The sequence below is a fragment of the Sphingomonas sp. NPDC092440 genome (assembly GCF_044754985.1).
In the GTDB taxonomy this organism is placed as follows: Bacteria; Pseudomonadota; Alphaproteobacteria; order Sphingomonadales; family Sphingomonadaceae; genus Sphingomonas.
In genome coordinates this window covers 33013-45123 of the sequence record NZ_JBIVQA010000004.1, presented here as the reverse complement: position 1 = coordinate 45123, position 12111 = coordinate 33013, and the positions used below count along the sequence as shown (strand labels likewise).

The 12111-nt window shown below is 66.9% G+C and carries 10 protein-coding genes; 8 read left to right on the top strand and 2 right to left on the bottom strand.

What is annotated here, in order from left to right; translation table 11 throughout:
- Positions 1-68 precede the first annotated feature (68 nt).
- The 5 genes from ACIQCS_RS07900 (at position 69) to ACIQCS_RS07880 (ending at position 4827) form a co-directional block, all read left to right on the top strand.
- The gene (locus tag ACIQCS_RS07900) at positions 69-1427 is read left to right on the top strand and encodes a M48 family metalloprotease (RefSeq protein WP_345849771.1); all 1359 of its coding nucleotides are present in this window, start codon (positions 69-71) and stop codon (positions 1425-1427) included.
- Between the two features lie 5 nt (positions 1428-1432).
- Positions 1433-2215, top strand: a complete 783-nt coding sequence (locus ACIQCS_RS07895; RefSeq protein ID WP_345849772.1) for a DsbA family protein — start codon at positions 1433-1435, stop codon at positions 2213-2215.
- Positions 2216-2456: 241 nt separating this feature from the next.
- The gene (locus ACIQCS_RS07890) at positions 2457-3407 is read left to right on the top strand and encodes an ABC transporter ATP-binding protein (RefSeq protein WP_345849773.1); all 951 of its coding nucleotides are present in this window, start codon (positions 2457-2459) and stop codon (positions 3405-3407) included.
- Positions 3404-4177 carry an ABC transporter permease gene (locus ACIQCS_RS07885; RefSeq protein WP_345849774.1) on the top strand — a complete coding sequence of 258 codons (774 nt, stop codon included), beginning with the start codon at positions 3404-3406 and terminating at the stop codon, positions 4175-4177. The genes ACIQCS_RS07890 and ACIQCS_RS07885 overlap by 4 nt, the downstream gene beginning before the upstream one ends.
- A complete protein-coding gene (locus ACIQCS_RS07880; protein WP_345849775.1) occupies positions 4177-4827 on the top strand; it encodes a heme-binding beta-barrel domain-containing protein in 651 nt (216 codons plus the stop codon). Before ACIQCS_RS07885 ends, ACIQCS_RS07880 begins: the two co-directional genes overlap by 1 nt.
- A 475-nt stretch (positions 4828-5302) precedes the next feature.
- Here ACIQCS_RS07880 and ACIQCS_RS07875 read toward each other — a convergent pair whose 3' ends face one another.
- Both ACIQCS_RS07875 and ACIQCS_RS07870 read right to left on the bottom strand, forming a co-directional pair.
- The gene (locus tag ACIQCS_RS07875) at positions 5303-7162 is read right to left on the bottom strand and encodes a CocE/NonD family hydrolase (RefSeq protein ID WP_345849776.1); all 1860 of its coding nucleotides are present in this window, start codon (positions 7160-7162) and stop codon (positions 5303-5305) included.
- A gap of 57 nt (positions 7163-7219) precedes the next feature.
- The gene (locus ACIQCS_RS07870) at positions 7220-7957 is read right to left on the bottom strand and encodes a CPBP family intramembrane glutamic endopeptidase (protein ID WP_345849777.1); all 738 of its coding nucleotides are present in this window, start codon (positions 7955-7957) and stop codon (positions 7220-7222) included.
- Between the two features lie 212 nt (positions 7958-8169).
- Here ACIQCS_RS07870 and ACIQCS_RS07865 point away from each other — a divergent pair, with 212 nt between their 5' ends.
- The 3 genes from ACIQCS_RS07865 to ACIQCS_RS07855 are packed head-to-tail and all read left to right on the top strand — an operon-like array spanning position 8170 to position 12059.
- Entirely contained in the window at positions 8170-10446 is a 2277-nt protein-coding gene (locus ACIQCS_RS07865; protein ID WP_345849778.1) for a ferritin-like domain-containing protein, read from the top strand.
- 13 nt (positions 10447-10459) lie between these two features.
- Positions 10460-11311 carry a DUF692 domain-containing protein gene (locus ACIQCS_RS07860; protein ID WP_345849779.1) on the top strand — a complete coding sequence of 284 codons (852 nt, stop codon included), beginning with the start codon at positions 10460-10462 and terminating at the stop codon, positions 11309-11311.
- Positions 11301-12059 (top strand): DNA-binding domain-containing protein, encoded by a 759-nt coding sequence (locus tag ACIQCS_RS07855; RefSeq protein ID WP_345849780.1) that lies wholly within the window; start codon positions 11301-11303, stop codon positions 12057-12059. Before ACIQCS_RS07860 ends, ACIQCS_RS07855 begins: the two co-directional genes overlap by 11 nt.
- Positions 12060-12111 lie beyond the last annotated feature (52 nt).

Here is a 12111-nt window from a genome sequence, read left to right as displayed (position 1 = left end):
CGGTTCATCGGTGCACGCGCACGGCCAACGCCATTGATCGCGGTCGGAAATCGGAGGATACGGACGGCATGAAGCGCATCCTCGCCCTGTTCTCGGCCGTCTTGCTGCTCTGGATCCAGCCGGCGGCCGCCCAGTCGATCCTGCGCGATGCCGAGACCGAGGCGCTGCTCAACGACATGGCCAGGCCGCTGTTCGTCGCGGCCGGCCTGTCGCCCGCCAATGCCAAGGTAGTGCTGATCAACGACAGCTCGATCAACGCCTTCGTCGCCGGGGGGCAGATCGTCTATGTCCATTCGGGCCTGATCGATGCCGCCGACAGCGCCAACGAAGTGCAGGGCGTGATCGCGCACGAGATCGGCCATATCGTCGGCGGCCATGCCGTGTTCCAGAACGACGGCGGCTATACCAACATCTCGATCCTCAGCCTGCTGCTCGGCGTGGCGGCGATGGCGGCGGGCAGCGGCGAGGCCGGCACCGGCATCCTGATGGCCGGCCAGCGCGCCGCGATCGGCAAGTATCTGGCATTCAGCCGCGTCCAGGAAAGCTCGGCCGACGCGGCCGGCTCCCGGTTCATCAACAGCGCCGGGATCAGCGGCAAGGGCATGCTGAGCTTCTTCAACAAGCTCACGGCCCAGATGCACCGCTATGGCTATTACACGACCAGCCCGGAGGTGGATCCCTTCGCCCAGACCCACCCGATGTCGCAGGATCGCGTCGAGACGCTGAAGGCCGACCTGATGAACGCGCCGAGCTGGAACAAGCCGCTCGACCAGGATCTGGAACGCCGCTTCAAGCGCGTCCAGGCCAAGCTGCGCGGCTATGTCAGCGATCCCAAGGACACGCTCACAAAATATCCGCAGAGCGACCAGTCGGTGCAGGCGCATTATGCCCGCGCCTATGCCTATCACAAATCGGGCTATCCCGAGCAGGCGGCGGCCGAGACCCAGGCGCTGGTCAAGGCAGCGCCCAAGGATCCCTATTTCCTCGAACTCGAGGGGCAGATCATGCTCGAATCGGGCGATCCGCGCGGGGCGCTCGAGCCGCTGCGCGAGGCAACCGCCCTGTCGGGCAACCAGCCGCTGATCGCTTCCACGCTCGGCCATGCGCTGCTCGCGACCGAGGACAAGGCGAACCTTGCCGAGGCCGAGCGCGTGCTCAAGCAGGCAGTGGCGCGCGACAACGACAATCCCTTTGCCTGGATGAACCTAGGCACCGTCTATGATCGCAAGGGCGACGAGCCGCGCACCGCGCTCGCCACGGCCGAGCGGGCGCATCTGATCGGGGATGTCGGCACCGCGCTGATGAGCTCGCGCGCCGCGATGGCCGGGCTCCCGCAGGGCTCGGCCGACTGGGTGCGGGCGCAGGACATCAACATGGTTTCGCAGACGGCCTGGGACGAGAGCCGGAAGAAGAAGAAGGACCGATAGAGGCAATGATCGAACGGCTTCTGCGGTCGCCGCTGGCGCTGGCCGGCGCTTTCGCCCTGTGTGCGCTGCTCGGCGCGGGCATGTTCGCCGGCATCCAGGCGCTGATCCCCGGCATGGGCGCGCGCGGCGCCGTGGAGCGGGTGGTGCACGACTATGTGCTCGCCCATCCCGAGGTGCTGCTCGAATCGGTCGAGCGCTACAACCGGAAGCAGAGCGCCAATGCGGAGAAGGCGCAGGCGGAAGCGGCGGCCGCGGCCGAGAAGACTCTCCCCGCCGAGCGTCCGAAGCTGGAGACGCCCTATGCCGGCGCCTGGGCCGGCAATCCGCGGGGCGACGTCACCCTGGTGGCCTTCATGGACTATGCCTGCGGCTATTGCCGCGCGAGCCTGCCCGCGATCACGGAGCTGCTGAAGCGCGATCCGAACGTGCGCGTCGTCTATCGCGAATATCCGGTGCTCGGGCCGGACAGCCTCGTCGCCGCGCGCTGGGCGCTGGCCGCGGCCGAGCAGGACAAGTTCCCCGCTTTCCACGACGCGCTGTTCGCGACGGACGGGCCGAGCGCGGGCAATATCGAGGCGGCGGCGCAGAAGGCCGGGCTCGACATGGCCCGGGCGAAGCAGGCAATCGCCTCCAAGGCAGTGGAGGGCGAGATCCTCGCCAACCACAAGTTCGGCCAGAAGCTGGCGATGACCGGCACGCCGAGCTGGGTGGTCGGCGGCAGGCTGCTCTACGGCATGCGCGACTATGACGGGCTCGCCGCCGCCGTGGCCGAGGCGCGGAAGAAGTAACTCCCCAATGCCGCCCCAGCTTGTCTGGGGGAGGGGAACCATTTGCGCAGCGAACGGTGAAGGGGCCGCCGTCGTAGACGGCGGTGTTCCGCCGCCGCCCCTCCGCCACGCCGCTGCGCGCCGCGGTTCCTCTCCCCGAGACAAGCTCGGGGAGGAACTACTGCCTCGATTTTTGTACCGAGCGGTTGCCGCGCCGCGTTGCCGCGCTTACTTAGCGGGTCCTTTCCCGGCCGGGGGCATCATGACTTCCATTCTTTCCATAAAGGGCGTGAGCAAGACCTATGGCTCAGGCCACAAGGCGCTCGATCACGTCGATCTCGAGATCCGGCGGGGCGAGATATTCGCGCTGCTCGGCCCCAATGGCGCGGGCAAGACCACGCTCATCTCGATCATCTGCGGCATCGTGACGCCGAGCACCGGCACCATCCTGGTCGCCGGGCACGACGCGGTGCGCGAGCCGCGCGCCGCGCGATCGAAGATCGGGCTGGTCCCGCAGGAGATCGCGGTCGACATGTTCTCCACCGTCGGATCGGCGCTGCGCTTCTCGCGCGGCCTGTTCGGCAAGGCGCCGGACCAGGACTTTTGCGACCAGGTGCTCAAGGACCTGTCTCTCTGGGACAAGCGGGATGCCAAGATCATGGAGCTGTCGGGCGGCATGAAGCGCCGCGTGATGATCGCCAAGGCGCTCAGCCATGAGCCGGACATCCTGTTCCTCGACGAGCCCACCGCCGGCGTCGACGTCTCGCTCCGGCGCGACATGTGGAAGATGATCGGCAAGCTGCGCGAGCGCGGCACCACGATCATCCTCACCACCCACTATATCGAGGAGGCCGAGGAGATGGCCGACCGGGTGGGCGTGATCAACAAGGGCCAGCTGCTCCTCGTCGAGGACAAGAGCGCGCTGATGAAGAAGCTCGGCAAGCGCGAGCTCGACCTCGCGCTGGTCGAGCCGATGGCGGCGATCCCCGCCGGCCTCGAGGAATGGCATCTCAGCCTCGAGGACGAGGGCACGCGCCTGCGCTACACCTTCGACGCCCAGGCCGAGCGCACCGGCATCCCCTCGCTGCTCCGCAAGCTCGGCGAGATGGGCATCGCGTTCAAGGATCTCGACACGTCCAAGTCGAGCCTGGAGGACATCTTCGTCGGGCTGGTCGAGCAGCGCGAAACCTCGAACGAGGGAGCCGCCGCATGACCGGCATCAATTTCCATGGCATCTGGGCGATCTACAAGTTCGAGATGGCGCGCACGCTGCGCACGCTCTGGCAGTCGATCGCCACTCCGGTGATCACCACCTCGCTCTATTTCATCGTGTTCGGCAGCGGCATGGGCAGCCGCATCCCCTCGATCGAGGGCGTGCCCTATGGCAGCTTCATCGTGCCGGGGCTGATCATGCTGTCGCTGCTCACCCAGAGCGTCGCCAATGCCTCGATCGGCATCTATTTCCCCAAATTCACCGGCACGGTGTTCGAGCTGCTCTCGGCGCCGATCTCGGCGGTGGAGCTGGTGATCGGCTTTGTCGGCGCGGCGGCGACCAAATCGGTGGTGATCGGGCTGATCATCCTGCTCACCTCGGGATTGTTCGTGCCGCTCCGGGTCGATCATCCGCTGGCGATGCTCGCCTTCCTGCTGCTCACCTCGATCAGCTTCAGCATGTTCGGCTTCATCATCGGCATCTGGGCCAAGGGCTTCGAGCAGCTCAACCTGGTGCCGGCGCTGATCCTGACGCCGCTGACCTTCCTGGGCGGCAGCTTCTATCCGCTGAGCTTCCTGCCCGAGCCGTGGCGCACGGTCAGCCTGTTCAATCCGGTGGCCTATCTGATCAGCGGCTTCCGCTGGGCCTTTTTCGGGGATGTCGGCGATATCGACGTGCGCTGGAGCCTGGGCTTCACTGCCGGCTTCCTCGCGCTGTGCCTGGGCCTTATCGTCGCGATCTTCCGCACCGGCTACAGGCTGAAGAACTGATGCAGCCCTTTCCGCTCGACATCTTCACCGAGCCCGAGGGCGTCGATCCGAACACGCTCGCCAATCTGGGGCCCCTGGCGCGCCTCGCCGGCCGCTGGGAGGGCAGGAAGGGCGTCGACATCAACCCGAAGGCCGAGGGGCCCGAGCAGCGCGAATTCATCGAGCGGATCGAATTCGTGCCGATCGACCCGCAGGCGAACGGGCCGCAGCTCTTCTACGGCCTGCGCTACCATATCCACATCACCACGGCGGAAGAGGACATCACCTTCCACGACCAGGTGGGCTATTGGCTGTGGGAGCCGGCCACGGGCGTGATCCTGCAGACGCTGGCGATCCCGCGCGGCCAGGTGCTGCTCGCCGCCGGCAAGGGCGCGCCGGGCGACAAGGCAATCCGGGTGGAGGCGAAGCGCGGGCAGACCAGCTACGGCATCTGCTCGACCGATTTCCTCGAATATGCCTTCCGCACCGATGCCTATACGATCGACATCGCCTTCGACGACGAGGGCGGCTGGAGCTACGACATCCACACCACGCTCGAAGTGAAGGGCCAGGGCAGCTTCGACCATCACGACCGCAACGCGCTGCACCGCGTGGGGGATGCGAAGCCCAACCCCTGGGTGCAGATCCTGGCGGTGCGGGGGGAGATTTAGAAGCCTCTCCCAAAGGGGGAGAGGGAGTTAGGAGCCCTGGGGCCAATCGACATTCCGGCTAAGGATGTGGCTGGCAGGCCGGAGCGCTTCGAACCAGCCTCCTGCGTCACCCTGAACTTGTTTGGCGTTTATCCTCTCGGGACAAATGCCCGATGGCCGTCATCCCCGCGCAGGCGGGGATCCAGGGTAGTTGCGGGATATCGGCACCACCGCGCGAATGCTCTCCGGAAGTGCCAGGAATGCCTTGCACTTGTGCCGCGCCTGGCCCTGGATCCCCGCCTGCGCGGGAATGACGGAATCGGGTGCACTGACAAGTGGCAACTTGTTTCAGGGGCCAACGTGCCACCGGCGACATCGCTGGTGGAGAATTGGATGCTGAAACAAGTTCGGCATGGCGGAAGGGAGAGGCTTCGACATGCAGCTTCCGTCCCTCGCCACCGGGCGTGGAAGGGACAGAGCTGAATGTCGATTCGTCCTAGTTCCCCACCACCGGCAGCATGATCGCCGAGCCGGCGCACACCTTCTGCGTCGCCTTCCGGTAATCGCCCGGCCTGGCCTTGTAGATGTTCGGCACGAAGGTCTGCGGGTTGCGATCGATCATGGGGAACCAGCTCGACTGGATCTGGACCATGATCCGGTGGCCCTTCTTGAAGACATGGTCGTGGTCGCGCAGCGGGATCGACCAGTCGGTGACCTGGTTGGGCACCAGCGGCGTCGCCTTCTCGAACGACTGGAGATAGCGGCCGCGGCGGACTTCCATCGCGATCGGCAGCTGATAGCCGTTCAGCCCCTTGGCATAGGCGCCGAGCGCAGTCGGCGGCTTCTCATAGTCCTCGGGGAAGACGTCGATCAGCTTGACCACGAAGTCGCTGTCGGTGCCGCTGGTCGCGGCCATCAGGCTGGCGGTGATCGCGCCGGTCACTGTCAGGTCGCCGTCGAGCGGGGCGCTGACATAGCTGAGCACGTCCGGCCGATATTCGACGAAGCGCTGGTCCTCGGTTTCCCACCAGCGCCAGTCCGGCGTCGCATAGGTGGCCGACATCGGGCGCGGGCGGAAGGGCACCGGGTTGGCCGGGTCGGAGATATATTCGCGGCAGCCCTCGCCTGCGGCCGGCGCCTGGAACGAGACGCTGCCATCGGCATGGAGGAACAGGCTGCGGCGCGCCGCGCCGGCGAGCGGCCATTGGCTATAGGTCTTCCACTGCCAGCTGCCCGACTGGAAGCTCTTCAGCGCATAATCGGGTTTGGTGCCCTTGCCGTGCAGCCAATAGGCGAAGAAGGGCGCCTCGACCTGCTCCATGAACTGGGTGCCGCTGTCGACGCCGAACGGGACGCGGCCGAGGGCGTTGCCGGGCGAACGCCAGCTGCCATGGTTCCACGGGCCGGCGACCATCAGCGCGAGCCTGTCCGGATCATTCTCGCGCTGCTTGTAGAAGATCTGCCAGCTGCCCCAGGGGTCTTCCTGGTCCCAATAGCCGGCGACGTTGAGCGTCGGCACGGTGGTGCGCTTCAGCGTGTCCGACCAGACCTGCTTCTTCCAGAATTCGTCATAGTCGGGATGCTCGATCATCTCGCGGTAGCGCGGCACCCGGCCCTTGAAATACTTCTCCTCGATGTCCGCCGGCGAGCCCGCCTTGAGGAACCATTCATAGGTGTCGTAGCGGTCGTACAGGTCGATGCCGGCATTGGTCTTGTCGGCCTGGAGGCTGTTCACCCAGTCGCTGGCATAAGTGAGGCGCATCGCGCCCCAGCGGTGCAGGTCGTCATTCTTCCAATAGTCGGTCCAGGCGGCCTGCGGGCTCACCGCCTTGAGCGCCGGATGCGGGCGGGCGAGCGCGACCGCGGCGGTGAAGCCGGGATAGGAGACGCCCCACATGCCGACCTTGCCGTTGTTGGGCTTCACATTCTTCACCAGCCAGTCGATCGAATCATAGGCGTCGGTCGATTCGTCGACGGCGTTCTTGCCGGTCCTGATCTCGGTGGAGAGCGTGAAGGGGCCGCCCTCGGACTGGAAGCGGCCGCGCATGTCCTGCGAGACGAAGACATAGCCGTCGCGGGCCAGCGCCGCCCAGCTGGCCGGCACGCTCTGCGGCGCGCGGGCCGAGGCGCCATAGGGCGTGCGGCTGAACAGGATCGGCAGCGGGCCCTTCTGATCGCGGGGGCGCAGGATCACCGTGTGGAGCTTCGCCCCGTCGCGCATCGGGATCATCGCCTCCTCCATCACGAAGGGCGACCCCTCGGCCTGGGCCGGGGCGGCGGGAGCGGCCTGGCGCGCGGGCAGCGCGGCGACCGGTGCGGCGGCGACCGCCAGGGCGAAGAGACTGACCAACCGCATGCGAACCTCCATCGGAACCGGAATTGGGAGGAGGGCGTACTTGGTGTGTTGCTGGTGTCAATCGGGTCGCGCGGGAAACCGCAGGGCGATGGCGGGACGCAGGACCAGCGCGTTGAAGTCGATGAGCAGGTGGACGAAGATCGGCGCCGCCAGTCCGCCGGTGCCCAGATAGAGCGCCGCGAACAACGCCGCGAGCAGAGTCGCCAGCGCCATGCCCAGCCATCCCTGGTAGCGATGGAGCAGCCCGAAGAGCAGCGTCGAGGCGATGAAGGCGAATGCCGGAGCGCCGCCGCTCAGGACGATCAGGAGCGGCAGATAGAGGCGGAAGAATATCTCCTCGCTGATCCCGGCATTGACGGCCAGCGGCACGACGCGGAGCAGCTCGGCCCGGTTGCGCGGCAGCATCGCGGTGATGTCCAGCGCCGGCCTGGCGGGGCGGCGGCGCCCGAGCCGCAGCATTGCCCCCAGCGCGCCTCCCCCGAACAGCGCCCCGACCATGAGCCCGAGGACCAGGGGGCTGCCGATGCGAAAGTCTGGCATTGCCGGGGTCAGCGGGGCGAATGCATCGGGAAAGGTCCAGAGCGCATCGAGCCTGCCGAGCAGCGCCAGCCCGATCAGCGGCACCCCCAGATACAGGGCGCAGGCGTTGCGGGTCCAGCGCAGGAAGGCGCGCTGGCGCTCTTGCGTGTCCTCGATCGCGCGGAGGCGCCCGAAGCCGCGCACGTCGTTCCGCCGGAACCAGGCGAGTACTGCCAGCGATGCGACCAGCAGCGCCGGCGCCATGCGCGCATCCATGTCCCGCTCCCTCCTTGCGAACCCGCAGCGGGATAGCGCCACCGCACGGCGAGGCAAGTATGAGGAGATGGTTCAAGAAAAGCGTAAATTGACTGTCAGGCGTAACAAATATCGCATGCAACTATATTGGTTCTTTCGTCGATTGACGTGCCAATTCTGTTGGAGGAACCCATTGCCATCGCGGGCTTTCGCGAAGCTTGGGGGAAATTGCCATGCATCTGACGCACAAGCCGGGCGAACTGTCCGCGCGCCCTCTCAAATTCCTCGAGACCGATACGCTGGTGGTGCGTTGGATCGCGCAGGCGGCGGTCAATGTCGAGCTGTTCACCATCCCGCTCTACATGACCTCGCTCTATTCGATCACCGGCATGCACCCCATCACCAGCCAGGGGAACAGCTTCTACAAGGGCCGGCAATGGCCGGGCGCCAAGACCAGCGCGATCTTCGAGCACAAGCCCGGCAAGAAGGGCTGGGGCAACAAGAAGGCGTTCAACATCGTCTTCTCGGTGTTCATCCAGGAGATGCTCCACCTCCAGATGGCGGCCAATCTCGCCACCGCGATCGGCGCCGTGCCGAGCTTCACCGCCACTGCGCTGCAGAGCGGCGATCATGGCTGGACCTGCTATGGCCCCAAGCTCACCCGGATCCCGGGTGTCGTCGACCTGACGGACACCAACCGGTTCAAGGACGTGAAGGTCAATGTCGGCCCGCTCGACGAGGAGCGGATCAAGCTGTTCCTCGCCATCGAGCAGCCGCAGGAAACGGCCGAGAAGGACATCGTTCGCAACCAGGAGCGATATTTCCCCAAGGTGCCGTTCAAATACACGACCGCGGCCGAGCTCGACGCGCACATCATGTTCGGCTCGATCGGCTATATGTACCAATGCTATCGCGACTATCTGCTGATCACCTATGAGGACGGGTCGCGGCTCTGGGACCATGTGATGGACGCCTCGGGCCAGCAGAACGACCTGTTCAACAATTTCAGCTTCCCCGGCCATCCGATGCGCGAGTTCATGGGCTTCGAGACCACGATCGCGCTCACCGATCCCGAGATCGCGCTGAAACAGGCGCTCAACATGATGAACGCGATCACCGACCAGGGCGAGGGCGCCACGCTGGGCGCACGCTATGACGAGAAGGGCCAGCGGCTGAAGGACGATGCCGCCAAGCTCGTCCAGGGCGCGGTGAGCCCGCATTACTGCCCGGACCGCGACGCGCTCGCCTCGGACTATCCGAGCTATTCGCAGACCGGCAAGCTGATCCCCTCGTCCGATGCCGCGGCGCGCGCCGACAATGACGGGATCGACCATTACACCCGCTTCCGCGAGATCGAGGACATTCGCGGCAGCGGCGGGCTCGAGACCTGGGATCACTCGCCCAGGATCGGCAAATGGACCGCGGCGGACCTGACCACCGAGGGCTATGATCCCAAGGACAATCCCTATGGCCTGGCCACGCCCGAGCAGATCGCCCATGCGCTCAACAGCCTGAAGAACGGCGCGGACAGCGCCGCCAGCTTCCAGAAGATGAGCCAGGCGGTGTGCGGCGCGATCAAGGGCGTCACCACCGTGCTCGACAGCTATTGGAACCCGGCCGGCGCCACCGTGTCCTTCCCCTTCCCCTCGATGGCGGGATCGGGCGACCGCATGTCGACTGCCTGGGCGGTGTTCGGCCGGACGCCGGACCTTTCGGTCGGCGTCGGCGAGCCGGATTCGAACATCGTCAACCATGCCTGCCAGGGCCTCGACCTGGCCGAGGTCGGGGGCAAATGGGGCACCAATGCCTGCGCCCAGACTTCGATCTACCACACCTGCCGCGGCTCGAACCTGTGCAAGGGGCAGGGCGGCTGCGGCTTCGTCCAGCTCACCAGCGGCGGCGGCAGCTGCGGCGGGGCGAGCAGCGGCTGCGGCGCCGCTTCCTCCAAGACCTCGAACGCGCCCAAGGCGAACCCGGTCGCGGGCGGCGGCTGCGGCACGCCGACCACGGTGAAGGGTGGCGGCTGCTCGGCGGTGACGATGCGCACCTATGGCGGGCTGTGCGGCACCCCCACGCCATCGCCGACGCCGACGCCGAGCGGCCCGATGTACACTGCGCCGAGCGACAATATCTGCGGCGGCTTCGGCGGCTGCGCGGTGCCGATCTCGGCGCTCCAGCTCTATCCCAAATCGGGCTCGATGGAGGTCTGGGCGCTGGTCGGCAGTTCCAAGCCGGTGCTCTGCGGCGCTCCAAAGGCCCAGGCGGACAAGAATCTGTGCGGCACCCCGTCGCCCTCGCCGTCGCCCACCCCCTCGGGCTGCGGCGCGCCTTCCTCGAAGAAGATCGCCACGATCGACTTCAAGGAAGGCGACAAGGTGGAGGACATCGCCTTCCAGGCCTTTGCCAAGGTCGTGGCCTACAAGGTCAATGGCGATCCGGACAAGCCGGTGCCGGGCCTTGTCCAGCAGGCGCCGAACGACCTGCGCCTCGCCTATCCGCCCTCGACCTAAAGGAGGGGAGGCGATGACGCAGCCTCGGCTCGGCCTGCCCAATCCCGGCGACGGGCTGGGGCTGCGCGAGGAGCATTTCCCCCACCTGATGTTGACGCCCCCGGAAGCCTGGGGCGTCGACTGGTTCGAGGCGATCACCGAGAATCTGCTCGACAATGCCGGCTATGGCATGCGCGTGTTCGAGCATGTCGCGGCGCACCGGCCGGTGGTGCTGCACGGCGTGTCGCTGTCGATCGGCAGCACCGCGCCGCTCGACATGGCCTATCTCGCCAAGCTGCGCGCCCTGGCCGAGCGCTTCCGGCCGCTCTGGATCTCGGACCATCTGTGCTGGACCGGTGTGCAGGGCGTGAACAGCCATGATCTGCTGCCGATGCCGCTCACCCAGGCGGCGCTGGCGCATGTCGCGGACCGGGTGGCCCAAGTGCAGGATTTCCTGGGCCGGCCGCTGATCGTCGAGAATCCGAGCACCTATCTGGAGTTCCGCGCCAGCCAGATGCCCGAGGCCGAGTTCCTGGCGCGATTGTGCGCGGCGACCGGCTGCGGGTTGCTGCTCGACGTCAACAACGTCCATGTCTCGAGCTTCAACCACGCGCTCGATCCGCTCGCCTATCTCGAGGTAATCCCCGCCGAGCATGTCGTGCAGGTCCATCTCGCCGGGCCGAGCGACCATGGCACCCATCTGATCGATACCCATGACGCGCCGGTGCCCGATGCGGTGTGGCCGCTCTATGCCCGGGTCTGGGAACGCTGCGGACCGGTCGCCACGATGGTCGAATGGGATGCCGACATTCCCGAATTCGCCGTGGTCGCAGCCGAGCTGGCCAAGGCGCGGCGCGTGCGCGAGGGGCTGTCGCTTGCCGCCTGAGCTCGCCGCGCTGCAGGACTGGATGCAGGAAGCGATCCTCGCCGCTTCCGATCGCGATGCGCGCGACCATGTCCGGGGCGATAACCGGCTGACCGCGGAGGATCGGGTCCAGATCTATGCCCGCGGCTATCGCCAGCGGCTGACCGAGTGCCTGGAGCGCGAATATCCCCTGCTCGCGGCGCTGGCCGGGCCGACCGCCTTCGGCCTGTTCGCCCGGGGCTATATCGCCGCGCAGCCGTCGCGCAGCTATACGCTCTACGATTTCGGCGCCGGCTTTCCCGCCTGGCTGGAGGCGTCGCGGCCGCCGGGCGGAGCCCAGGACGTCGGCGCCATTCCCGCCGCACTGGCGCGGATCGAGCGGACCAAGGCCGAAGTCCACCGTGCCCGCGGGATCGAGCGCGAAGCCCCGGCCTGGCCGGGCATGGATCCGGTGCTGGCCGAGCTGCTCGCGCTGGCCGCGACCCGGCGCTGGTATCGGCCCGACTCTGCCCGGCTGCTTGCCTTGCCCTTCGACTTCAGCGCGATGCTGGCCGGGGGCGAGCCGATCCCGCCACGCCCGGAGCCGATGCTGCTCGCGGTCGCCCGCGCGCAGTACCGCGTCGCCTGCCTGCCGCTCGAGCCATGGCAATATGACTGGCTGACCATGCTTCCCGAGGATCCGGCGCGGGCGATGCCGCTGCCGGACGATGCGCGCGTCTCGCTATGGCTGCCCTTCGCGGCGGCGCACGGGCTGGCCGCGGCGGGGTAGAATCTTCCTATACGGCTACGGCGCGAATCACTTGGAAAGTCCCGAAGGTCCC